The 23,977-nt window shown below is 69.5% G+C and carries 20 protein-coding genes; 6 read left to right on the top strand and 14 right to left on the bottom strand.

The genetic code is table 11. The features are described from left to right. Positions 1-72 precede the first annotated feature (72 nt). Entirely contained in the window at positions 73-429 is a 357-nt protein-coding gene (locus ABEA43_RS38285; protein WP_345569774.1) for a PLD nuclease N-terminal domain-containing protein, read from the top strand. Here ABEA43_RS38285 and araA read toward each other — a convergent pair. From araA to ABEA43_RS38225, 12 genes are all read right to left on the bottom strand, one after another. Beyond that, entirely contained in the window at positions 426-1,880 is a 1,455-nt protein-coding gene (araA, locus tag ABEA43_RS38280; RefSeq protein WP_345569772.1) for an L-arabinose isomerase, read from the bottom strand. The two genes, ABEA43_RS38285 and araA, sit on opposite strands and share 4 nt — an antisense overlap. Beyond that, positions 1,877-2,524 carry an L-ribulose-5-phosphate 4-epimerase gene (locus tag ABEA43_RS38275; protein WP_345569770.1) on the bottom strand — a complete coding sequence of 216 codons (648 nt, stop codon included), beginning with the start codon at positions 2,522-2,524 and terminating at the stop codon, positions 1,877-1,879. Before ABEA43_RS38275 ends, araA begins: the two co-directional genes overlap by 4 nt. Then, positions 2,521-4,140: a ribulokinase gene (gene araB, locus ABEA43_RS38270; protein WP_345569993.1), complete on the bottom strand. Its 1,620-nt coding sequence runs from the start codon at positions 4,138-4,140 to the stop codon at positions 2,521-2,523. Before araB ends, ABEA43_RS38275 begins: the two co-directional genes overlap by 4 nt. Positions 4,141-4,196: 56 nt before the next feature. Continuing rightward, positions 4,197-5,210, bottom strand: a complete 1,014-nt coding sequence (locus ABEA43_RS38265) for a LacI family DNA-binding transcriptional regulator (RefSeq protein ID WP_345569769.1) — start codon at positions 5,208-5,210, stop codon at positions 4,197-4,199. A gap of 47 nt (positions 5,211-5,257) precedes the next feature. After that, entirely contained in the window at positions 5,258-6,517 is a 1,260-nt protein-coding gene (gene mmsB / locus ABEA43_RS38260; RefSeq protein WP_345569767.1) for a multiple monosaccharide ABC transporter permease, read from the bottom strand. A gap of 5 nt (positions 6,518-6,522) precedes the next feature. Beyond that, positions 6,523-8,031 carry a multiple monosaccharide ABC transporter ATP-binding protein gene (gene mmsA, locus ABEA43_RS38255; RefSeq protein WP_425570426.1) on the bottom strand — a complete coding sequence of 503 codons (1,509 nt, stop codon included), beginning with the start codon at positions 8,029-8,031 and terminating at the stop codon, positions 6,523-6,525. Between the two features lie 73 nt (positions 8,032-8,104). Continuing rightward, positions 8,105-9,226, bottom strand: a complete 1,122-nt coding sequence (gene chvE, locus ABEA43_RS38250; protein ID WP_345569764.1) for a multiple monosaccharide ABC transporter substrate-binding protein — start codon at positions 9,224-9,226, stop codon at positions 8,105-8,107. Between the two features lie 192 nt (positions 9,227-9,418). Further along, the gene (gene yjfF, locus ABEA43_RS38245; RefSeq protein WP_345569761.1) at positions 9,419-10,405 is read right to left on the bottom strand and encodes a galactofuranose ABC transporter, permease protein YjfF; all 987 of its coding nucleotides are present in this window, start codon (positions 10,403-10,405) and stop codon (positions 9,419-9,421) included. Between the two features lie 208 nt (positions 10,406-10,613). Beyond that, positions 10,614-11,639 carry an ABC transporter permease gene (locus ABEA43_RS38240; RefSeq protein ID WP_345569759.1) on the bottom strand — a complete coding sequence of 342 codons (1,026 nt, stop codon included), beginning with the start codon at positions 11,637-11,639 and terminating at the stop codon, positions 10,614-10,616. Between the two features lie 8 nt (positions 11,640-11,647). Then, entirely contained in the window at positions 11,648-13,159 is a 1,512-nt protein-coding gene (locus ABEA43_RS38235; RefSeq protein ID WP_345569757.1) for a sugar ABC transporter ATP-binding protein, read from the bottom strand. A 273-nt stretch (positions 13,160-13,432) separates the two neighbouring features. Continuing rightward, positions 13,433-14,416, bottom strand: a complete 984-nt coding sequence (locus ABEA43_RS38230; RefSeq protein WP_345569754.1) for an ABC transporter substrate-binding protein — start codon at positions 14,414-14,416, stop codon at positions 13,433-13,435. A gap of 95 nt (positions 14,417-14,511) precedes the next feature. Beyond that, entirely contained in the window at positions 14,512-15,495 is a 984-nt protein-coding gene (locus ABEA43_RS38225; RefSeq protein ID WP_345569991.1) for a LacI family DNA-binding transcriptional regulator, read from the bottom strand. Positions 15,496-15,726: 231 nt separating this feature from the next. On the opposite strand from ABEA43_RS38225, the gene ABEA43_RS38220 reads away from it, so the two are divergent. Continuing rightward, on the top strand, positions 15,727-19,125 hold the full coding sequence (locus ABEA43_RS38220; protein ID WP_345569753.1) for an alpha-L-arabinofuranosidase C-terminal domain-containing protein: 3,399 nt from the start codon (positions 15,727-15,729) through the stop codon (positions 19,123-19,125). A gap of 46 nt (positions 19,126-19,171) precedes the next feature. Here the strand turns inward: ABEA43_RS38220 and ABEA43_RS38215 are convergent, their stop codons facing one another. Further along, complete coding sequence (locus ABEA43_RS38215; RefSeq protein ID WP_345569752.1) at positions 19,172-19,924, bottom strand: metallophosphoesterase; 753 nt, start codon at positions 19,922-19,924, stop codon at positions 19,172-19,174. 75 nt (positions 19,925-19,999) lie between these two features. On the opposite strand from ABEA43_RS38215, the gene pdxR reads away from it, so the two are divergent. The 4 genes from pdxR (at position 20,000) to ABEA43_RS38195 (ending at position 23,529) form a co-directional block, all read left to right on the top strand. Then, entirely contained in the window at positions 20,000-21,487 is a 1,488-nt protein-coding gene (gene pdxR / locus ABEA43_RS38210; RefSeq protein WP_345569749.1) for a MocR-like pyridoxine biosynthesis transcription factor PdxR, read from the top strand. Between the two features lie 24 nt (positions 21,488-21,511). Next, the gene (locus tag ABEA43_RS38205; RefSeq protein ID WP_345569747.1) at positions 21,512-21,715 is read left to right on the top strand and encodes a DUF4236 domain-containing protein; all 204 of its coding nucleotides are present in this window, start codon (positions 21,512-21,514) and stop codon (positions 21,713-21,715) included. A 65-nt stretch (positions 21,716-21,780) separates the two neighbouring features. Continuing rightward, positions 21,781-21,966: a DUF4236 domain-containing protein gene (locus tag ABEA43_RS38200; protein ID WP_345569745.1), complete on the top strand. Its 186-nt coding sequence runs from the start codon at positions 21,781-21,783 to the stop codon at positions 21,964-21,966. 99 nt (positions 21,967-22,065) lie between these two features. Next, on the top strand, positions 22,066-23,529 hold the full coding sequence (locus ABEA43_RS38195; protein WP_345569744.1) for a pyridoxal-dependent decarboxylase: 1,464 nt from the start codon (positions 22,066-22,068) through the stop codon (positions 23,527-23,529). Positions 23,530-23,534: 5 nt separating this feature from the next. Here the strand turns inward: ABEA43_RS38195 and ABEA43_RS38190 are convergent, their stop codons facing one another. Then, positions 23,535-23,966, bottom strand: a complete 432-nt coding sequence (locus tag ABEA43_RS38190) for a GNAT family N-acetyltransferase (RefSeq protein ID WP_345569742.1) — start codon at positions 23,964-23,966, stop codon at positions 23,535-23,537. Positions 23,967-23,977: the final 11 nt, after the last annotated feature.

Here is a 23,977-nt window from a genome sequence, read left to right as displayed (position 1 = left end):
CCCTGCCACAGGTCCGTCTTGTCAGCCCGCCCGGGTACCGCTAGTTTCAGGTGCCGCTGACGGAGGTGTGCCGTGCTCTACCTGTCCGAGGCCCTCGGCCTGGTCACGCTTGTGCTCTGGCTTTACTGCCTCTTCGACGTGATCACCACGTCCGACGTGCTCTGCAGGAACCTGCCGAAGATCGGCTGGGTCATCATCGTGCTGCTGTTCCCGCTCGTCGGGTCGATCATCTGGCTCGTCGCGGGCCGGCCGCAGTCCGCCGCGTCGGCGGCCACGCGGCCGAGCGCGTTCCCCGAGTACGACCGCCCCGGGCGCTTCGCCGCCACCAGTCCCGATGACGACGAGGAGTTCCTGCGCCGCTGCCGCGAACGTGCCGAGCAGCAGCGCAAGAACGCCCCCAAGAAGCCCCCCGGGGACCTGCCGGGTTAGAAGCCCTGGGCCAGGCGGTAGTACGCCTGGTTCCAGCGCAGCTCCTTGGCGAACCGCTCGGTCGTGGTGTCGGCGTCGATGACCGCCAGCTCCACGCCGAGCATGTCGGCCAGGTCGGTCAGCTCGTCGCGGCCGACGGCCTGGGAGAGCACGGTGTGGTGCGGGGCGCCCGCGGTGAGCCACGACTCCGTGGAGGTGCGGAGGTTGGGGCGGGGGCGCCAGACCGCGCGGGCCACGGGCAGGTTGGGCAGCGGCTGAGGCGGCGGCACGACGTCGATCTCGTTGGCCACCAGCCGGAACCTGTCGCCCATGTCGGCCAGGCCCACCACGATGCCGGGGCCGGGCTCGGCGTCGAACACGAGCCGGACCGGGTCCTCCCTGCCGCCGATGCCCAGCGGGTGGATCTCGCACGACGGCGTGCCCGCCGCGATCGAGGGGCAGACCTCCAGCATGTGCGCGCCGAGGATGAGCTCCCCGCCGGGCGTCATGTCGTAGGTGTAGTCCTCCATGAACGAGGTGCCGCCCGGCGCCATGGCCTTGAGCGTGCGCAGCAGCACCGAGGTCTTCCAGTCGCCCTCGCCGCCGAAGCCGTAGCCGTCGGCCATGAGCCGCTGCACGGCCAGGCCGGGGAGCTGGCGCAGGCCGCCGAGGTCCTCGAAGTTCGTGGTGAAGGCCTTGAAGCCGCCCGCCTCCAGGAAGCTCCGCATGCCGAGCTCGATCCTGGCCGCGTAGCGCAGCGACTCGTTGCGCTCGCCGAGCAGCTCGGGGGCGACGGTGTACTGCTCCGCGTACTCCTTGACCAGCGCCGTCACGTCGGCGTCGGAGGCGGCGTCCACCACCTCGACCAGGTCGTTGACGCCGTAGGTGTTGACGGAGACGCCGAAGCGGAGCTGCGCCTCGACCTTGTCGCCCTCGGTGACCGCCACGTCGCGCATGTTGTCGCCGAAGCGGGCCAGCTTGAGCGTGCGCACCTCGGCCAGGCCCTTGGCGGCGCGTACCCAGGTCAGGATGCGCTCGCCCACGGACGGGTCGGAGACGTGCCCGGCCACGGTCTTGCGCGGCACGCCGAGCCGGGTCTGGATGTGCCCGAACTCGCGGTCGCCGTGCGCGGCCTGGTTGAGGTTCATGAAGTCCATGTCGATGGAGCTCCACGGCAGCTCCACGTTGGCCTGCGTGTGCAGGTGCAGCAGCGGCTTGCGCAACGCGTCGAGCCCGGCGATCCACATCTTGGCCGGGGAGAACGTGTGCATCCACGCGATCACGCCCGCGCAGGAGTCGTCGGCGTTGGCCTCCAGCATCACCCGCCGGATCGCCGCGGCGTCGGTGAGCACGGGCTTCCACTCCACCGGCATGGGAAGCTGCTCGGCGATGCGCTGAGACTGCTCGGCGACCTGGCGCAGCGTGTCCTCGCCGTAGAGTCCCTGGCTACCGGTCAGAAACCAGATGTTCAACGCGGGCTCCTCTGTCCGTAGACGTTCTGATAGCGGTCGTACAGGCGGTCGATGTCGTCCTGCGGAATCGGCAGCGGCTCGCCGAGCTGCCTGGCCACGTGCACGGTACGCGCGACGTCCTCGCACATCACGGCGGCCTTCACGGCGGACTTGGCGTCCTTGCCGATGCTGAACACGCCGTGGTTCTGCATGAGCACGGCCTTCGAGCGGTGGCCCTTGAGCGTCTCCACGATGCCCTGGCCGATCGAGTCGTCGCCGATCAGCGCGAACGGGCCGATCGGGATCTCGCCGCCGAACTCGTCCGCCATCGCGGTCAGCACGCACGGGATGGCCTCGCCGCGGGCGGCCCAGGCGGAGGCGTAGGTGGAGTGGGTGTGCACGACGCCGCCCACCTCGGGCATGTTGCGGTAGACGTACGCGTGCGCGGCCGTGTCGCTGGACGGGGCGTGCTCGCCCTCGACGAGGTTGCCGTCCAGGTCGCAGACGACCATGTTCTCCGGCGTCAGCTCGTCGTAGGAGACGCCGGACGGCTTGATGACGAACAGGTCCTCGCCCGGGATCCGCCCCGAGACGTTCCCCGCCGTCCAGACCACCAGGTTGTACCGGACCAGCTCAGCGTGCAGGTCGGCGACGATTTGTCTCATGAGCGGGCCTCGTTCCTGATCGCGCGCAGCGTGTGCAGCATCTGTCCGTCGCCGAAGAAGTCGTGCAGCCGGCGGTACTCGGCGTAGAGCCGGTCGTAGGCGTCGGCGCTGGCCTGGTCGGGCACGTACGCGGCCTCGGTGCGCTTGCCCATCGCCGCGGCGGCCTCCTCGATGCCCGGGTAGGCGCCGGCGGCGACGGCCGCGTGGATCGCCGAGCCGAGCGCGGGCCCCTGGTCGGAGCCGATGACCGACAGCGGGCGGCGCAGCACGTCGGCGTAGACCTGCATGAGGAAGCGGTTCTTCAGCAGACCGCCGGCGACCACGAACTCCTCGACCGGCACGCCCGACTTCTCGAACGTCTCCACGATCATCCGCGCGCCGAACGCGGTGGACTCGATGAGCGCCCGGTAGACGTCCTCGGGCTTGGTGGCCAGGGTCTGGCCGATGATGACGCCGGACAGGTTGTGGTCGACCAGCACCGAGCGGTTGCCGCCGAACCAGTCGAGCGCCACCAGGCCGTGCTCGCCGACGGCCTGCCGCTCGGCCAGCTCGGTGAGCCGCTCGTGGCCGTCGGCGCCGAAGTTGTCCACGAACCAGGCGAAGATGTCGCCCACCGCCGACTGGCCCGCCTCGTAGCCCCACAGGCCGGGAACGATCCCGTCGCGCACGACGCCGCACATGCCGGGCACCTCGGCGAGCTGGTCGCTGGGCATGATGTGGCAGGTGGAGGTGCCCATGATGGCCACCATCTGGCCGGGCCTGACGGCGTCCGCGGCGGCGGCGGTGACGTGCGCGTCCACGTTCCCGACGGCCACGGCCACGCCCTCGGGCAGGCCGGTCCACCCGGCGGCCCGCGCGGTCAGCCGGCCGGCCAGGCCGCCGAGCGGGGCCAGCGTCGTGCCGTTGACCTTGTCGCCGACCTCGCCGGTGGCGAGCTTGCCGGCGAATCCGGCGAAGCCCGGGTTCAGCTCGGCGAGGAACTCCTCCGACGGGTAGCCGCCGTCCTGGAAGATCCCCTTGTAACCGACGGTGCAGATGTTGCGGCTCTCGACGCCGGTGAGCTGCCAGATGATCCAGTCCGCGGCCTCGATCCAGCGCTCGGCCCTGGCGTACACGTCCGGCGCCTCTTCGAGGACCTGCAGCGCCTTGGCGAACTCCCACTCGGAGGAGATCTTGCCGCCGTAGCGCGGCAGCCAGCTCTCGCCGCGGCGCGCGGCCAGCTCGTTGATCCGGTCGGCGTGCGGCTGCGCGGCGTGGTGCTTCCACAGCTTCGGCCAGGCGTGCGGCTCGCCGGGCGTCTCGTCGCTCAGCGGCGTGCCGTCGGCGGTGGTGGGCAGCACGGTGCAGGCGGTGAAGTCGGTGCCGATGCCGATCACCTGCTCGGGCGGGACGCCGGCGGCGGCGATCGCCGCGGGCACGGCGATCCTCAGCACGTCGAGCCAGTCCTGCGGCGACTGCAGCGCCCAGTCGGGGCCCAGCTTGCGGTCCGAGCCGGGCAGGCTCTGCTCGATGACGCGGTGGGCGTACTCGTGGACGGCGCTGCCCAGCTCGGCGCCGTCGCTCGCGCGCACGACGACGGCACGCCCGGAGAGCGTGCCGAAGTCCACTCCGACCACGTAGTTGTTAGCGTTCACATTGAACTCCAGGGGGTTTTCGGGGGCATGCCAATCATCTACCTGGTCGCCGCCGTACTCGACCTGACGACGAAGCTGGGCCTGACGACCAGACGCTCGTACGCGGTGGGCCCCACGTCGATCTGCCGCAGCAGCACCTCGATGCAGTGCCGGCCCACCACGTCGAAGTCCTGCCTGACCGTGGTGAGCGGCGGCGAGAAGAACTCCGACTCCGGGATGTCGTCGAAGCCCACCACGCTGATCTGGTCGGGAACCCGCACGCCCTTCTCCGACAGGGCGCGCAGCACGCCGAGCGCCATCTGGTCGTTGGCCGCGAAGACGGCCGTGACGCCGTCCATCGAGGCCAGGCTCATGCCCGCTTCGTAGCCCGCGCGCGGGCTCCAGTCACCGGCCAGCGGCTCGGGCACCGGCCGGCCCGCCTCCTCAAGAGCGGAGCGCCAGCCCTCCAGCCTGCCCTCGGTCTCCAGCCAGTCGACCGGCCCGCTGACGTGCCAGACGGTGTCGTGGCCCTGCTCCAGGAGGTGCCGGGTGGCGAGCTTGGCGCCCTCGATCTGGTCGATGCACACCACCGACACGTCGGCCCGGTGCGTGCCCTCGACCGCGACCGCCGGCATGCCGACGGGCAGGCTCTCCAGCGCCCGGCCGGCCGAGCGCTGCGGCGCGACCACCACGACCCCGTCCACGCCCTGCTCGGCGAGGTAGTCGATGGCGTCGCGCACGCTGCCCGCGTCGATGGACTTCAGGCTGACGATGCTGACGAAGTAGCCGGCGTCCCTGGCCGCCTGCTCGATGCCGTAGATCGTGCTGGCGGGGCCGTACAGCGTGGTGTCGAAACTGACCACGCCGAGCGTCCTCGACCGCTTGGTGACCAGGGCGCGGGCGACCAGGTTGCGCCGGTAGCCCAGCTGGGTGATCGCCGCCTCCACCCGGGCACGGGTGTCGGCCCGTACGTTCGGGTGGTCGTTGAGCACCCGGGAGACCGTCTGGTGCGACACGCCTGCTTCCTTGGCCACGTCGGCCATGACCGGCAGGCGGCGCTTCGGGGTCGTCACGGTCTCTCCTTTCTCTGGGCTCTCGGCGCGCTGATCGGTGTCGCCGATCAGCGGGCGGCGCCCGCCCTGCGCTTGGTCCAGACGTCGAAGGCCACGGCGGCCAGCAGGACGGCGCCCTTGACGAGCATGACCCGCTCGCTGGGCGAGCCGATCAAGGACATGCCGTTGTTGATGACCGCCATGATCAGGCCACCGGTGATGGCCCCGACGATCTTACCGACACCGCCCTGGACGGCCGCGCCGCCGATGAAGGCCGCGGCGATGGCGTCCAGTTCGAAGCTGTTGCCCGCCGTGGGACCCGCCTGGTTGAGCCGGCCGGCGAAGATGATGCCGGCGATGGCCGACAGCACGCCCATGTTCACGAAGATCCAGAAGACGACCGACTTGACCTTCACGCCGGACATGACGGCCGCCTGGAGGTTGCCGCCGATGGCGTAGATCTGCCGGCCGAACACCGTCCTGTTGGCCATCAGCGAGTAGGCCAGCACGAGCACCGCCAGCAGGACCAGCACCCACGGGAGGTTCTTGAAGCGGGCGAGCTGCACGACGAGGAAGAGGATCAGCGCGGCGCCGGCCGCCATCTTCAGCACGAACAGCGCGAAGGGCTCCACGCTCTGGCCGTAGCCCTGGCGCGCGTTGCGGGTGCGCCACTGGGCGGCCACCATGCCGGCGATCGCGACGAGGCCGATCAGCAGGCTGAACAGGTCGGCGCCGCCGAGCGGGCCGAGGCCGATGTTGCCGAGGTAGTCGCTGGTGAAGCCGTTGGCCAGCGTACGGACCTGGTCGGGGAACGGGCCGATGCCCTGGTTGCCCAGCACGGTCATGGTCAGCGCACGGAACAGCAGCATGCCGGCCAGCGTCACGATGAACGCCGGGATGCCGAAGTACGCGATCCAGTACCCCTGCCAGGCCCCGATGAGCGCGCCCGCGACCAGCGTGATCAGCAGGGCCAGCGGCCAGGGCAGGCCCATGTTCACCATGAGCACCGCGGACAGCGCTCCCGTGACCGCGACCACCGAGCCGACGGACAGGTCGATGTGCCCGGCGATGATGATCAGGATCATCCCGATCGCGAGGATCAGGACGTAGGAGTTCTGGACGATGATGTTGGAGATGTTCTGCGGCTGGAGCATCGCGCCGTCGGTCAGCACCGTGAACAGCGCGACGATCAGCGCGAAGGCGATGTAGATCCCGCTCGAACGCAGGTTGAGTGACAGGCCGCCCAGCGACACCCGGCCCGGCTGCCGTGGCGCTCCCCCGTCGCCCTTGGCGCCGACCTCCACGTCGGCGGGCGTGATGCTGCTCATCAGAGCTACTCCTGTCCCTTGGTCATGAGATGCATGAGGTTTTCCTGCGTGGCGTCCTCGCGGAGCACCTCGCCGGTGATGCGGCCTTCGGAGAGCGTGTAGATCCGGTCGCACAGGCCGAGCAGCTCAGGCAACTCAGAAGAGATCACCAGGACCGCCTTGCCCTCGTCGGCCAGGCGATTAATGATCGTGTAGATCTCGTACTTGGCGCCGACGTCGATGCCTCTGGTGGGCTCGTCCAGGATGAGCACGTCCGGCTCGGTCAGGATCCACTTGGAGAGCACGACCTTCTGCTGGTTGCCGCCGCTCAGCTTGCCGACCACGCTGTTGACGCTGGGCGCCTTGATGTTCATGCTCTTGTGGAACTGCTCGGCGACCTTGTATTCCTCGTTCTCGTTCACCCAGCCGCGCTTGGCCAGGCCCTTGAGCCCGGCCGCGCTGATGTTGCGCTTGATGTCCTCGATGAGGTTGAGTCCGTACCTCTTGCGGTCCTCGGTGGCGTAGGCGATGCCGTGCCTGATCGCGTCCTGCACGTTGCGGATCTCGATCGGCTTGCCGTCCTTGAAGACCTTGCCGGAGATGTGCACCCCGTACGCGCGCCCGAACACGCTCATCGCGAGCTCCGTACGCCCGGCGCCCATCAGCCCCGCCAGGCCGACGATCTCGCCGCGGCGCAGGGTCATGGCGGCCCCGTCGACCACCTTCCTGCCGGGCTGGCTGGGGCTGTAGACCGTCCAGTCCTCGATCCGCAGCGCCTCCGCGCCGATCGTCGGCTCGTGCGGCGGGAAGCGGTTGTCCAGCGCGCGGCCGACCATGCCGGAGATGATGCGGTCCTCGGTCACGTGGTCGGCGCTCATGTCCAGCGTCTCGATCGTGCGGCCGTCGCGGATGATCGTGACGGAGTCGGCGATCGCGATGACCTCGTTCAGCTTGTGCGAGATGATCACGCAGGTGATGCCCTCGTCGCGCAGGCCGCGTAGCAGGTCGAGCAGATGGGCCGAGTCGTCGTCGTTCAGCGCGGCGGTGGGCTCGTCGAGGATGAGCAGCTTCACCTCTTTGGACAGCGCCTTGGCGATCTCGACGAGCTGCTGCTTGCCTACGCCGATGTCGGCGATCGGCGTCGTCGGGTTCTCGCGGAGGCCGACCCGCTTCATCAGCGCGGCGGCCTCGAAGTTGGTGCGGTTCCAGTCGATGAAGCCGCGCTTGGCGCGCTCGTTGCCGAGGAAGATGTTCTCGGCGATGGAGAGCTGCGGGCTGAGCGCCAGCTCCTGGTGGATGATGACGATGCCGGCGTGCTCGCTGTCGCGGATGCCGCCGAACTCGCAGCGCGCACCCTCGAAGGTGATCTCGCCCTCGTAGTCGCCGTGCGGGTAGACCCCGGACAGCACCTTCATCAGCGTCGACTTGCCGGCGCCGTTCTCGCCGCAGATCGCGTGGATCTCGCCCCGCCGGACGGACAGGGTGACGTCCTGCAGCGCTTTCACGCCGGGGAACGTCTTGGTGATCCCACTCATCCGCAAAATGTGCTCGGTCATATGTCCCTCGCTCAGAGAAGGCCCCGGGAACGGCGTCCCGGGGCCTGACCCCTTACTTGAGCTGGTCCTCGGTGTAGTAGTTGCCGCCGACGATGACTTCCTTGTAGTTGTCCTTGTCGACGATCACCGGGTCGAGCAGGAACGACGGGACGACCTTGTTGCCGTTGTCGTAGTCCTTGGTGTTGTTCACCTCGGGCTTGCCGCCCTTGAGCACGGCGTCGGCCATCTTCACGGTCTGCTCCGCGAGCTGGCGGGTGTCCTTGAAGATGGTGGAGTACTGCTCGTCGGCGATGATCGACTTGACCGAGGCGAGCTCGGCGTCCTGGCCGGTCACGGTCGGGTACGGCTGGCCGCTGGTGCCGTAGCCGGAGCTCTTCAGCGCCGACAGGATGCCGATGGACAGGCCGTCGTACGGCGAGAGCACGCCGTCGACCTTGGCGCCGCCGGTGTAGGTCTTGGTGAGGATGTCCTCCATGCGCTTCTGCGCCGTGGCGGGGTCCCAACGCAGGATCGCGGCGGTCTTGAAGTCGGTCTGGCCGCTCTTGACCACGATGGTGCCGTCATCGATCTTCGGCTTCAGCACCGACTGGGCGCCCTCCCAGAAGAAGGTCGCGTTGTTGTCGTCGGGCGAGCCGCCGAACAGCTCGACGTTGAACGGGCCCTTCTTGCCGTCCTCGACGCCGAGGCCCTTCAGCAGCGAGGTCGCCTGCTGCACGCCGACCTTGAAGTTGTCGAAGGTGGCGTAGTAGTCGACGTTTGGGCTGTTGCGGATCAGCCGGTCGTAGGCGATGACCGGGATCTTGGCGTCGGCGGCCTGCTGGAGCTGCGAGGTGATGGCGGTGCCGTCGATCGAGGCGATGATCAGGAGCTTGGCGCCCTTGGTGATCTGGTTCTCGATCTGGTTGGCCTGGGTCGGGATGTCGTTCTCCGCGTACTGGAGGTCGACCTTGTAACCCAGCTTCTCAAGCTGCTGCTTGACGTTGTCGCCGTCGTGGATCCAGCGCTCCGACGACTTGGTCGGCATCGTGACGCCGATCAGGGCGCCCGCGTTGCCGGCGGCAGCGGCCGAGCCGGTGGGCTGGGCGTCGACCGTCTTCGTGCTCGAACCGCAGGCCGTCAGGGCCCCGGCGAGCGCGAGGACGGACACCACGCCCCCGATTCTTCCCAACCTCATGTCATCTCCTTGCGATGGGGGTCGCGGCAGCGCTTGACGGGGCGACTGCCGGTAGAGCAAATGGCTTCATCACAGAACGTGACGAACCAGAACAAAGTTCGCGCTTGCTTCCGCCGATTGTTATCGCTAACAAAGCTTATGTCAACGGCTGGACATAACCTCACGGAAACTTTCAGGTAACTTTCACGCAGGTCAGCGACGTGCCCGAGCCGAGAACAGCCGCTGCAGCAGGATGAAGACGAAGAGCAGCAATCCGATGAAGATCTTGGTCCACCACGACGACAGAGTCCCTTCGAAACTGATGATCGTCTGGATCAGTCCGAGCACGAGCACACCGAGCACGGTGCCGAGCACGAACCCGCTGCCGCCGGTCAGCAGCGTGCCGCCGATCACGACCGCCGCGATCGCGTCCAGCTCCATGCCCACCGCGTGCAGGCCGTAGCCGGAGAGCATGTAGAACGACAGCAGCACCCCGCCGAGCGCCGAGCAGAACCCGCTGATCGTGTAGACCGTGATCTTCGTCCGCCCGACGGGCAGCCCCATGAGCATCGCCGACTGCTGGCTCCCGCCGGTGGCGTAGACCGACCGGCCCAGGCGCGTGTAGTGCAGCACGTACGTCGCCACGATCACGACCACCACGGCGACGATCACGCTCGGTGAGATCCACATGTCGGCGAACAGGTCGATCCTGGTCTGCGCGAACGCCGTGAACGTCGGATCCTCGATCGGGATCGAGTCCGTCCCGATCGTGTAACACAGCCCTCTGGCCAGGAACATCCCCGCCAGCGTCACGATGAACGGCTGGATGTCGAAGGCGTGCACGATGTAGCCCATCACCAGCCCCAGCCCCGACCCGATGACCAGCACCAGCGGGACCACCAGGTACGGAGGCCACCCGGGCCCCGCCATCAGGCTGGCCGAGATCATCGTGGACAGCGCCACCACCGAGCCGACCGACAGGTCGATGCCGCCGGTCAGGATCACGAACGTCATCCCGACCGCCACCACCAGCAGGAAGGCGTTGTCGATGAAGACGTTGAGCACCACCTGGCCGCTGGCGAACCCCTCGTAACGGATCCCGCCGACCACGAACATGGCCAGGAACAGGCACCCGGTCACCAGGACCGGCAAGTACTTGGCCGGCACGGAGGTCCGCCCAAGCGTCGTGGTCGTGTTCATGGCCTCACTCCGTTCGGCGGCTCGGTCGCCTCACGCCGCCGCCTTCCCCCGCTCTGGTCGCTGCGCTTTCGCCACTCCTCCAGGCGACGGCGCTGTGTCCACTGGCCTCTCTCCGTTCGGCTGGGCTCGGTCGCCTCACGCCGCCGCCTTCCCCCGCTCTGGTCGCTGCGCTCCCGCCGCTCCTCCAGGCGACGGCACTCCCTCGCGTTCATGGCCGCACTCCTTCGCGCACGCGTACGTTCTCTCCTGGCGCCGGGGTCGGCGGTAGTGGGCGGCCTCGCCGGTGGAAGACCTTCTCCCGGAACGACGGGGACTGGATGAGGCAGACGGCCGTCACGACCAGCGCCTTGAACAGCAGCGTCGTCTCCGGCGGCACGCCGATGGAGTAGATCGTGGTGGTCAGCGTCTGGATGATCAGCGCGCCGAGCACCGTGCCCCCGAGCGAGAACCGCCCGCCGGCCAGCGACGTGCCGCCGATCACGACGGCCAGGATGGCGTCCAGCTCGATCCACAGGCCGGCGTTGTTGCCGTCGGCGCTGGAGACGTTCGAGCTGATCATCAGGCCGGCCACGCCCGCGCACAGGGCGGCGAACGCGTACACCATGATGATGATCCCGCGCGACCTGATGCCCGCCAGCCTGCTGGCCTCGGCGTTGCCGCCGACGGACTCGATCAGCATGCCCAGCGCCAGCCGCCGGGTCAGGAACGCGGTGATCGCCAGCACCACCAGCACGATGAGGATGCCGAACGGCACCGTCAGCCAGTAGCCGCCGCCGATCACCTTGTACGACGGGCTGTTGACGGTGATGATCTGGCCGTCGGTGATGAGCTGGGCCAGGCCGCGCCCGGCCACCATGAGGATCAGCGTGGCGATGATCGGCTGGATGCCGATGACCGCGACCAGGAACCCGTTCCAGGCCCCGAGCACCAGGCACAGCCCGAGCGCCACCGCGACCGCCGTGAACACGCCCTGGTCCTGGCTGATCTGCAGGCACGCCAGCGCGCCCGAGATCGCCACCACCGAGCCCACCGACAGGTCGATGCCGCCGGTCGCGATGACCAGCGTCATCCCCAGCGAGACCAGGATCAGCGGCGCACCGAAGCGCAGGATGTCGATCAGGCTGCCGTACAGGTGGCCGTCCCTGACCTGGATCGAGAAGAAGCTGGGCGTGAAGATCACGTTCAGCGCCAGCAGCAGCACCAGGACCACCACCGGCCAGAGCAGGCGTTTCATGAGGCCCTTCATGAGACTCTGCCTCCGCTCGCGATCGTCTCCATGAGCACGTCCGTCGTCAGCCCGTCGTCGTTGGGCAGCTCCGCCACCAGCCGCCGGTCGCGCAGCACGGCCACCTTGTGGCTGAGCCGCAGCACCTCCTCCAGCTCGGCGGAGATGAACAGCACGGCCATGCCGCCGTCGGACAGCTCGGCCACCAGCCGCTGGATCTCGGCCTTCGCGCCGACGTCGATGCCCCGGGTGGGCTCGTCCAGGATGAGCAGCCTGGGCTCCAGGATCAGCCACCTGGCCAGCACGACCTTCTGCTGGTTGCCGCCGCTGAGGTTGCGTACCAGGTGCTCGGGATTGGGCGGGCTGATCTTCAGCGCCTTGATGTACCCGCCGACCAGCTCGTCCTGCTGCTCGCGCGGCACCGGCCTGGTCCAGCCCCTGGTCGCCTGGAGCGCCAGGATGATGTTCTCGCGCATGGTCAGGTCCGGGATGAGCCCGTCGGCCTTGCGGTTCTCCGAGCAGAACGCGATCTTGTGCGTCATCGCCGCGCGCGGCGTGCGCAACGACGTGGGCGACCCGCCGATCGCGATCTCGCCCGTGCCCGCGTGGTCCGCGCCGAACAACAACCTGGCGATCTCCGTACGGCCTGAGCCGAGCAGCCCGGCCAGGCCCACGACCTCGCCCTCGTGGATGCTGAGCGTGAACGGCTCGATGGCGCCCGGCCTGCCGAGCTCGCGTGCCTCGACGAGCGTCCGGTCGAAGACCTTGGCCTCGCCGTGCAGCCGTTCGAGCGCGGCCAGCTCCTGGCCGATCATCTTGGCGACCAGCTCGATCTGGCTGAGCTCGCGGGTGAGGTATTCGCCGACGAGCCGACCGTTACGAAGAATCGTCATACGGTCCGAAATTTCGTAGATCTGGTCGAGAAAGTGGGAGACGAAGAGGATGGCGATGCCCTCCTCCTTGAGGTTGCGCATCACCCTGAACAGCTGCTCGACCTCGTCCGCGTCCAGGCTGGAGGTGGGCTCGTCGAGGATCAGCACCCTCGCCTCGATGTCGATCGCCCGCGCGATGGCCACCATCTGCTGGATCGCCAGCGAGTACGACGACAGCGGCGCCGACACGTCCAGGCTCAGCTCCAGCCGGGACAGCAGCTCACCCGCCCTGGCCCGCATCCGCTTCCAGTCGATCCGCCCGAGGCGGCGCGGCTCGCGGCCGATGAAGATGTTCTCGGCCACCGAGAGGTTCGTGCAGAGGTTGACCTCCTGGTAGACCGTGCTGATGCCGCCCTGCTGCGCCTCCTGGGGGCTGCCGAACACGACAGGCGCGCCACCCAGCTCGATCGTGCCCGCGTCGGCGGGGTACACGCCGGTGAGCACCTTGATCAGGGTGGACTTGCCGGCGCCGTTCTCGCCCATGAGGGCGTGCACCTCGCCGGGCAGCAGTCGCAGGTCCACGCCGTCCAGGGCTTTCACGCCCGGAAACTGTTTGCCGATCCCGCTCATCGTCAGGACCGGCGCGGGTACGGCCATCCAACCTCCTGCATTTACTTGGCCTCTGCTTCGCATAGGCGGGCTCGGTCGCCTCACGCCGCCGTCTTCCCCCGCTCTGGTCGCTTCGCTCCCGCCACTCCTCCAGACGACGGCACTCCCACTGCATTTACTGGCCTCACTCCGTGAGGCGGGCTCGGTCGCCTCACGCCGCCGTCTTCCCCCGCTCTGGTCGCTTCGCTCCCGCCACTCCTCCAGACGACGGCACTCCCTCGCGGGATCGGGCCGGCCGGTTCGGCCGGCCCGATCGCCCGGTCAGTACTGGCGGGTGGACAGAGCCTGCTTGGCCTGCTCCTGGTTGAACGTGGTCTCCTCGGTCACCACGCGGGCGGGCACCTGCTCGCCCTTGATGACCTTCTTGGCCAGGTCCATGAGCTGCGGGCCGAGCAGCGGGGAGCACTCGACGATGAAGTTGATCTTGCCGTCGGAGAGCGCCTGCATGCCGTCCTTGACGGCGTCCACAGTGATGATCTTGATGTCCTTGCCGGGCACCTTGCCCGCGCCCTCGATCGCCTCGATCGCGCCCAGCCCCATGTCGTCATTGTGCGCGTAAAGCACGTCGATGTCCGGGTTGGACTTCAGGAAGGCCTCCATGACCTCCTTGCCCTTGGCGCGAGTGAAGTCGCCGGTCTGCGAGGCGACGATCTTGAACTTCGACTCGGCCCCGATGACCTCGGCGAAGCCCGCCTTGCGGTCGTTGGCCGGCGCCGAGCCCGTCGTGCCCTGCAACTCGACGATGTTGACCGGGTCGGTGCTGGACTTGTACTCCTCAACCAGCCACTGACCGGCCTTCTTGCCCTCCTCGATGAAGTCCGAGCCGAGGAAGGTCTTGTAGAGGGTCGTGTCCTTGGAGTCCACCGCGCGGTCGGTCAGGATGACCGGGATCTTCGCGTCCTTGGCCTCCTTGAGCACCGTCTCCCAGCCCGACTCCACCACCGGCGAGAAGGCGATGATGTCCACCTTCTGCTGGATGTAGGAGCGGATGGCCTTGATCTGGTTCTCCTGCTTCTGCTGGGCGTCGGAGAACTTGAGCGTCACGCCCGCGTTCTTCGCCGAGTCCTGCACGGACTTGGTGTTCGCGGTCCGCCAGCCGCTCTCCGCACCGACCTGGGAGAAGCCCATGGTGATCGCGTCACCGCCGCCGCCCGAGCCGCCGGTGCCACCACTGCCGCCGCCGCATGCTGCCACCGACATCGCGGTGAGCCCGGCGAGCATCAACGCCGAGATCCTCTTTAACACGTGGGGGGTTCCCTTCTGATGTGAACGCTAACATCCCGGGGCGGGCGCCAGCGCTTCCTGCCTTCCCTGTACGACCCGGCCGCCTCCGGCGCCGCTCAGCCCCGAGGGGCCGTGCTGACCCTGGCGACGAACGTCGGCGGCACCACGAGCCGCTCCCGGTCCTGATGACCGCCTTCGAGCTGCCGTACGAGCACCTCGATGCTGTGTCTTCCCACCGCGTCGAAGTCCTGTCTGATGGTCGTGAGCGGCGGCGAGAAGAACTCCGACTCGGGGATGTCGTCGAAGCCGACCACGCTCACCCGCTCGGGCACTCTCACCCCCTGCTCGGTGAACGCCCGCAGCACTCCCAGCGCCATCTGATCGTTGGCGACGAAGACCGCCGTGACGTTCGTCATGCTCGCCAGACTGCGCCCCGCCTCGTACCCCGAGCGCGGGCTCCAGTCCCCTGCGAGCGGTCGCGGGGCCTCGCGGCCCGCCTGCTCCAGCGCGGCCCGCCACCCGGCCACGCGTCCTTCCGCCTCGAGCCAGTCGGAGGGACCGCTGACGTGCCAGACCGTCTCGTGTCCCAGCGACAGCAGATGCTCGGTGGCGAGTCTGCCGCCCGCGAGCTGGTCCACGCAGACCACCGACACCGTCCCCGCCTCGCCGCCCTCGACGGCCACGGTGGGGATGCCGAGCGGCAGGTCGGCCAGGGCCTGCGCGGCCGAGCGCTGCGGCGCGACCACGACGATGCCGTCCACGCCCTGGTCGGCCAGGTAGTCGAGGGCATCGCGGACGCCGGCCTTGTCGATGGACTTGAGGCTGACGATGCTGACGAAGTAGCCGGCCGACCTGGCCGCCTGCTCGATGCCGTAGACCGTGCTGGCCGGACCGTACAGCGTGGTGTCGAAGCTGACCACTCCGAGTGTCCTGGAGTGCTTGGTGACCAGGGCGCGGGCGACGAGGTTGCGGCGGTAGCCGAGCTTGTCGATCGCTTCCTGCACCCGGGTGCGGGTTTCGCTGCGCACGTTCGGGTGATCGTTGAGCACACGTGAGACCGTCTGATGTGACACACCGGCCTCCTTGGCCACATCGGCCATGACCGGCAGGCGGCGTCCCAGGCTGGATCCCACTGCCGTGCTCCTTTCCTGGCTTGGCCACGACTGTGAACGTTAACAACGGGTCTCGTCAAGGGCCGCCGGATTACGGTCGGGTTACGCGAGCACCCCTCTTGACGAGGCCAGGCGGGGGTCCTTAACTTGTCGCGAATCGCTGTTGTTAACGCTCACTCGAATTGTTAACGCTAACAACCGTTGAGGAGCCCCCCACTCATGACGCGAATCGCCTTATCGGCCCTGCTCCTGGCGGGTCTGCTGGTGGCGCCCGGGCAAGCCGTGGCGCTGGCGGAGCCGATCCCCGAGGGCGCCGTCGTCGACCAGTTCGACGGCACCACGCTCGGCCAGGACTGGACGGTCCTGTCGCCTGACAGTTCGCGATGGTCGTTGTCAGGCAGCGCGCTGCACCTGGACACGCTGACCGGCGACACCCACCAGGGCACCAACAACGCCAGGAACCTCTTCCTGGTGGACATCCCGGCCGGCGACTTCGAGCTGGTCACCAAGCTGAGCGCGCCGGTGACGCTGGACTACCAGAGCGCGGGCCTGCTCGCCTGGCAGGACTGGGACAACTACGTACGGGCCGGGCTGGCCCACGTGGGGTTCGCCGGCGGGCCGGTGATCGAGACGGCCACCGAGGTGGGCGCGGCCTTCACCTCGGGCTTCGCGGCCAGGCCTGGCTCGGCCGCCGAGATCGTCAAGCTGGCGCGGACCGGTGACGAGTTCGTCTCCTCCTACTGGGACGGCGCCGCCTGGGCGCAGGCCGCCAGGATGACCGCGAAGCTGGACGTCAGGCAGGTCGGCCTGTTCGGGCTCTCGGCCCAGAACGGCACGTCCATGCGCGTGGACTTCGACTACCTGGCGATCAAGGCGAGCGAGGGGCGCGCCGTGGTCCCGTCCGGGCCGTTCACGCTGCGCGCGGCGACGCTGCCGTACCTGGTCGCGGATCCGTCGGGGGCGGTGCGGGCGACGGCGAAGGCGCCGATGACCAGCCTGGCCGTCACGGCCGGGCCCAGCGGCGACGGCGTCACGCTCAAGGACACGGCCACCGGCAAGTACCTGGAGGCCACCCCCAAGGTGCGGCTGAGCAGGACCGGGTCGGTCTTCCTGCTCAAGGACGCGGGCGGCGGCAAGGTCACGGTGTCCTCGGGCGGCCGGAACGCCTCGATCAGCGACGGCAGGCTGGTCATGGGGACGGAGGCGGCGAAGTTCGGGATCGAGGGCTACACCTCGGGCAAGCTCACCGTGGACACCAAGGCCAAGGGCACCGAGGTCGGCCCCAACCTGTACGGCATCTTCTACGAGGACATCAACCACGCCGCCGACGGCGGCCTGTACGCCGAGCTGGTCCAGAACCGCTCGTTCGAGTTCAACGCCACCGACGAGGGCTCCTACACGGGGCTGACCGCGTGGAGCAAGGCCGAGCGGGGCGCCACCGCGACGCTGGCGGTCGCCGGCGAGGCGCCGCTGAACCTCCAGAACCGCAACTACCTGCGCCTGGACGTCACCGGCGACGGCACGGCAGGGGCCGTCAACGCCGGGTTCAACCGCGGCCTGCCGCTGAAGACCGGCCGGCGCTACGACCTGTCGCTGTGGGCCAGGCGCACGGAGGCGGGCGCGCTGACGGTCACGGCCGAGGACGGCACGACCGTGCTGGGCAAGGCGACGCTACAGGTCAAGGGCGGCTGGGCGAAGTACACGGCGTCGTTCACGGCCTCCGGCACCACCGACGCGGGTCGCCTGGTGGTGCGGGCCCCGGCCGGGCGGACGGACCTGGACATGGTCTCGCTGTTCCCGCGCGACACCTTCAAGGGCCGCAGGAACGGCATGCGCGCCGACCTGGCGAAGCTGATCGCCGACCTGGAGCCGCAGTTCCTGCGCTTCCCCGGCGGCTGCGTGACGAACGTCGGCACGTACGACCCCTACACCGACAACCAGGACCGGCGGCGCATCTACCAGTGGAAGGAGACGATCGGCCCGGTCGAGGAGCGGCCGGCGAACTTCAATTTCTGGGGCTACAACCAGAGCTACGGCATCGGCTACTACGAGTACTTCCAGTTCGCCGAGGACGTCGGGGCCGAGGCGCTGCCCGTGCTGTCGGTGGGCGTGAACGGCTGCGGCGAGAACCGGCCGCTGACCGACGAGGCCAAGCTGGCCAGATGGGTGCAGGACACCCTCGACCTGATCGAGTTCGCCAACGGGCCCGTGACGTCGGCCTGGGGCGCGAAGCGGGCGGCGATGGGGCATCCGAAGCCGTTCGGGCTGGACTACATCGGGCTCGGGAACGAGGAGATCTATCCGGAGTTCTTCGCGAACTACCCCAAGTTCGCCGACGCGATCCGGGCGAAGTATCCCAAGATCAAGATCATCAGCAACTCAGGGCAGACGTCGCAGGGCGCCTGGTTCGACCGGATGTGGCAGTTCGCCCGCGACCAGAAGGCCGACCTGGTCGACGAGCACTACTACAACAACCCCGACTGGTTCCTGGCCAACAACCACCGCTACGACTCCTATGACAGGACCGGGCCGAAGGTGTTCGTGGGCGAGTACGCCTCCAGGGGCAACGCGTTCTCCAACGCGCTGGCGGAGGCCTCCTACCTGACGGGCATCGAGCGCAACGCCGACGTCGTGGAGCTGTCCTCGTACGCGCCGCTGCTGGCCAACGTGGACTACGTGGACTGGACGCCCGACCTCATCTGGTTCGACAACGACCAGGCGTACGGCTCGCCGAGCTACTACGTGCAGCGGCTGTTCTCCACCAACGTGGGCGACCGGGTGCTGCCGAGCACGTTCGAGGGCGCGGCCGCCCCGGTGGCGGACATCTCGGGCGCGATCGGCCTGGGCGCGTGGAACACCCAGGTCAGGTACGACGACGTCAAGGTCACCGGGGCCGACGGGACCGTGCTGCTGTCGGACGACTTCGCGGCGGGCGCCGGCGCGTGGACGCCCGGCGCGGGCACGTGGGCCGTGCAGGACGGGGCCTACGCGCAGACGGCGCAGGTCGAGGACGCCAGGTCCACCGCGGGCTCGGCCGGGTGGTCGAACTACACGATGGAGGTGACCGCCCGCAAGACGGCGGGCGCGGAGGGCTTCCTGGTGATGTTCGGGGTCCGTGACACGGGCAACTTCTACTGGTGGAACGTCGGCGGCTGGGGCAACACCCAGTCGGCCGTCGAGAAGGCCGTGAACGGCGGCAAGTCGTCGATCGCCACGTCCGCCACCACGGTCGAGACGGGCCGCGACTACCGGCTCAAGATCCAGGTCGACGGACGCAAGATCACGACCTGGCTGGACGGGCAGCAGATCAACGCGTTCGTGGACAGCGCCGCGGTGGAGCCGCTCTACCAGGTGGTGTCCAGGGAAGGGAAGTCGGTGACGCTCAAGGTCGTCAACGCGCAGGACACCTCCGTACGCGGCCGGGTGGACCTGGGCGGCGCCCGCGTCCGGCCGGAGGCGACGGTGACCACGCTGACCGGCGCGCCGTCGGACACGAACTCGATCGCCGAGCCGGACCGGGTGGCGCCGGTGGAGCGGCGGGTGACCGGCTTCTCCTCGGCCTTCACCTACGACTTCCCCGCCCACTCGGTGACCTTCGTCCGCCTCACGGAGCGGTGAGCCCCAGTCCCCGGCCGCACCACCGAGTGCGGCCGGGGCCTCGTTGCTAGGGCATGATCACCCGGTGGTAGGTGGTCACCCGGCCCGCGTCGTCGAGGACGTGGAACGCGATCGACGGCGGAAGGTCGTAGTCGAGGCACGTCTCGAACGAGATCCCGCCCTCCCACGGCAGCAGCGCCGTGGACACGACGCCCGGCGCGACCAGCAGCGGGTGGCCCGCGAAGGTGGTGGCGACCCCCATGTGGGCATGGCCGACCAGCACCGCGGCCACATTGGGGCGGGCGGCCAGCAGAGCTTCGAGCGGCTCGTGCCGGTGCAGCCTGATCGAGTCCACCGGCGGGCTGTGCAGCAGCACCGGCGGGTGGTGGAAGGCCACGAACACCGGCAGGTCCGTCCCCGCCAGCACGCCGTCCAGCCAGGCGAGGGTCTCCTCGTCCAGGTGCCCGTCGTCCTGCCCGGGGATGGACGAGTCGCACATGGCGTAGACCGCCCGGTCGCTGCGGTAGACCTGGTTGATCGGTTTCGCCGACGGTCGCTGCTCGCCGAGCAGGCTCCTGCGGAACTCCTCCCGCACGTCGTGGTTGCCGGGGCCGATCAGGACGGGATGGCGTGAGGTGAGCAGCTTGCCCGCCTCCGCGTACTCCTCGGCGCGCCCGTGGTCGGCGATGTCGCCGGTGACGAGCACCGCGTCGAGGTCGTAGGGCAGCGCGTCGAGATAGCGCATGACGGATCCGGCACGACCGGCGCTCTCGGGCGTCGCGCCGATGTGGACGTCGCTCAGGTGGGCGATCACGATCATGGAGGTGGTCCTTCCGGTTCTGGCTGCTCACCTACCGTACGGCCAGGAACCGGACCAACCGTAAGATCCAGTTCTGTGACGAAACATTGGGCCAGTTCGGGCGTGGACCTGCATCTGGAGCTGGCCGCCTCGGGAGGCCGGCGGCGGGCGCTGGAGGACGCGCTGCGCCGGGCGATCAGGGACGGCCGGCTCCCGCCCGGAACCCGGCTGCCCTCGACCCGTTCGCTGGCGGCCGAGCTGCGGCTGTCGCGTGGCACGGTGAGCGCCGCGTACGACCAGCTCGCCGAGGAGGGCTACCTGACCACCCGGCCGGGGGCCGCGACGGAGGTGGCCGCCGTCCCGGCCCCGGCCCGCGACACCCGCCCGGCCAGGCCATCGGCCCCTGCGTCCAATCGCCCCTCGCCACCCCCGCCCGCGTCACGGCCCGGGGGCGGGGCGGCCGGGCGGCTGGTGCATGATCTGCGGCCCGGGCAGCCCGACGTGTCGGCCTTCCCCGCGCGGGCCTGGCTGCGCGCCACCCGGCACGTCCTGTCGACCGCGCCCGCCGAGGTGTTCAGCCGGTGCGACCCGCGCGGCCGGATCGAGCTGCGGGAGGCGCTGACCGGCTACCTCGCCAGGACCCGCGGCGTGCTCACGACCCCGGACCAGATCATGGTCACCACGGGCTTCACCCAGGCGCTCAACCTGCTCGTGAGCGTGATCGGCGGGCCCGTGGCCGTCGAGGAGCCGGGCCACGACTTCTACCGCGAGGTGGTCCGCCGCACCGGACGCCGGGTCGTCCCGCTGCCGGTGGACGAGCTCGGCGCGCAGGTGGACACCCTCACCGGCGACGTCGCGGCCGCGGTCGTCACGCCCGCACATCAATACCCCATGGGCGTCCCCCTGCACCCGGCCCGCCGCCGCGCCCTGCGCGAGTGGGCGGCCCGGGGCGGCGTGGTGATCGAGGACGACTACGACGGGGAGTTCCGCTACGACCGGCAGCCGGTCGGCGCGTTCCAGGGCGCCGCGCCCGAGCACGTCGTGTACTGCGGCACCACCTCCGACACGCTCGCCCCCGCCATGCGCCTGGCCTGGATGGCGCTGCCGCAGGCGCTGCTCGGCCCGGTCACCGAGGCCAAGCTGTACGCCGACGCCCACACCGAGGCGCTGGGCCAGCTCGTGCTGGCCAGGCTGATCGAGACCCACGACTACGACCGCCACGTGCGCGCCGCCCGCCTGCGCTACCGCCGCCGCCGCGACCTGCTGCTCGCCCGACTCGGCCCCGGACCGGACCAGCCGCTGCCCGGCGTGGCCCTGCCCGGGGTGCCCGCCGGGCTGCGCACCCTCCTCCTGCTCCCGGACGGCGGCCCCGCGGAGGCCGACGTCCTGCGGGAGTGCGAGCGTCGCGGCATCGCCCTGCGCGGCGCCTCCCCGCTCTGGTCGGGCCGCGGCCCCGAGGGCCTGCTCATCGGGTACGCCGCCCCGTCCGCCCGCGCCTACCCGCACGCGCTGGAGGCCCTGGCGCAAACGCTCGGAAGCGCGGCGGGCGGAACTCCGCGGACGACCCGCCCGTTGTCAGGGTGAGTACGTGACGGCGAAGGAGGGGCAGTGGGCTGGCACTACAGGAAGTCCATCAAGGTGGGACCGTTCCGGATCAACCTATCCCGGCACGGCGTCGGCCACAGCTACGGCAACCGGCGCTTTCACATCACGACCAGCCCCGACGGCCGCCGTCACCTGTCCGTCCGCCTGCCCGGCGGATTCCACGTAGGTAAGACGTTCGGCTCCCGCAGATACCACAAACATTACTAAACCCGATATATCGCGCCTCGCATGGGTAGCGGAAAGCCCTCGCCGATCTCAACAGGAGGAAAGCGATGGGCTGGGGCTACCGAAAGTCGATCAAGTTCGGCCCCTTCCGGCTGAACCTGTCCCGCGGCGGCGTGGGACATAGCTGGGGCAACAGGCTGTTCCGGGTGACGAAGACGGCGGACGGCCGCCGCACGTTGTCGGTCAACCTGCCCGGCGGCTTGCACTGGCGCAAGACCCTCGGCGGTCGATGACCGCTTGAGATAGAACGGGCCGGGGGCGAAAGCCTCCGGCCCGTCCACTTTGTGCCGCCGCCCCTTTTCAACGCCTCCGCGTGGTTAAAGAGTGGGCGAATGAGTGCTCACATGAGCCCGGAGGAGTTCCGCCGCCACGGCAGGCAGGTCATCGACTGGATCGCGGACTACCTCGCCGGCATCGAGTCGCAACCCGTGATGTCGCAGGTCAAGCCCGGAGAGATCCGGCGCGCCCTGCCGCCGGAGCCGCCCGAGGAGGGCGAGCCGTTCGAGAGCGTGCTGTCCGATCTGGGGCGGATCCTGCTGCCCGGCATCACGCACTGGCAGCACCCGGGCTTCTTCGGCTACTTCCCCTCGAACGCCAGCGGCCCGGCCATCCTGGGCGATCTGCTCTCCAGCGGGCTCGGCGTGCAGGGGATGCTGTGGGTCACCAGCCCGGCGTGCACGGAGCTGGAGACCGTGGTCGTCGACTGGCTGGCCGGGCTGCTGGACCTGCCGGCCCGCTTCCGTACGGACGCGGCGGGCGGCGGCGTCATCCAGGACTCGGCGTCGAGCGCGTGCCTGGTCGCCCTGCTGGCCGGGCTGCACCGGGCGGGCAGCGGCCGGGTCACCGCCGAGGGGATCACCCGGCGGTACACGATGTACGTCTCGTCCCAGACGCATTCGTCGCTGGAGAAGGCGGCGCGGATCGCGGGCCTGGGGGCGGCGGGCGTACGCGTGGTGGACGTCGACCCGCACACGCTGGCCATGGACCCCGGCCACCTGCGTGCCCTGCTCGACGAGGACGCGGCGGCGGGCACGGTGCCCGCCATGGTGTGCGCCACCGTGGGCACCACCTCCACCACGGCCGTCGACCCGGTGGCCGCGCTCGGCGCGGTGTGCCGCGAGCGCGGGATCTGGCTGCACGTGGACGCCGCCTACGCCGGGGTCGCGGCGGTCTGCCCCGAGCTGCGCTGGCTGAACGACGGGGTGGCCGAGTACGCCGACTCCTACTCCACGAACCCGCACAAGTGGCTGCTGACGAACTTCGACTGCGCCGTGCTCTGGACCGGCGACCGGGCCCCGCTGCTCGGCGCGCTGTCGATCCTGCCCGACTACCTCAGGAACGCCGCCACCTCGACCGGCTCCGTCGTCGACTACCGGAACTGGCAGGTGCCGCTCGGCAGGCGGTTCAGGGCGCTGAAGCTGTGGTCGGTGATCCGCTGGTACGGGGCGGAGGGGCTGCGCGCGCACATCCGCGAGGGCGTGCGGCTGGCCCAGGACCTCGCGTCGTGGATCTCGGCGGACCCCGGGTTCGAGGTGCGCGAGCCGCGTCCGCTCGGGCTCGTCTGCTTCCGCCCCGTCTGGCCGGGCCTGCCGGCGGACGAGGCGGACCGGGCCACGATGCGGCTGATGGAGCTGCTCAACGCCAGTGGATCGATGTACATGACGCACACCAAGGTCGCCGGGCGGGTGCTGCTCCGGATGGCCGTCGGGGGCCCGGCGACCGAGCGGCGGCACGTGGAGCAGGCGTGGGAGCAGATCCGCTGGGAACACGCGGCCCTGGCCGCCACCCTCCCGTGAGCCGCTCAGGAGCCCTCGACCCGGCGGCCGAACGCCGACAGCTCCTGCTCGTGGTGCTCGATCAGGCCGAGGCGGCGGTAGAAGGCGTGGTTCGCCGCCCCTTCCCGCGTGGACTCGTGATCGGTGGTCAGCAGGAAGTAGCGGCAGTGCGCGTACCGCTCCATGAGGTCCTCCAGCAGCCGCCGCCCGATGCCCTGTCCCTGCACCCCCTTGTCGACCAGCAGTTCCTGGACGTAGCACACCATCTCGCCGTCCGACACGGTCCTGGCGAGGCCGAGCAGCCGCCCCGATTCGTCCCTGGCGGCGAGGACGAGGTGCGAGTTCACGAGGGCCCGGCAGACCCGGGCGATGTCACGCGTCCACGGTCCCCAGCCGACCGAGTCGTACAGCTCGAAGACTTCGGACTCGTCGAAAGAGGTCTCCTGACCGATGATCACCAATGATGGAA

The sequence above is a fragment of the Nonomuraea rosea genome, from assembly GCF_039539705.1.
Classification (GTDB): Bacteria; Actinomycetota; Actinomycetes; order Streptosporangiales; family Streptosporangiaceae; genus Nonomuraea; species Nonomuraea rosea.
Note: the sequence above shows the minus strand (reverse complement) of the source record. Positions and strands in the feature narration are given on the sequence as shown.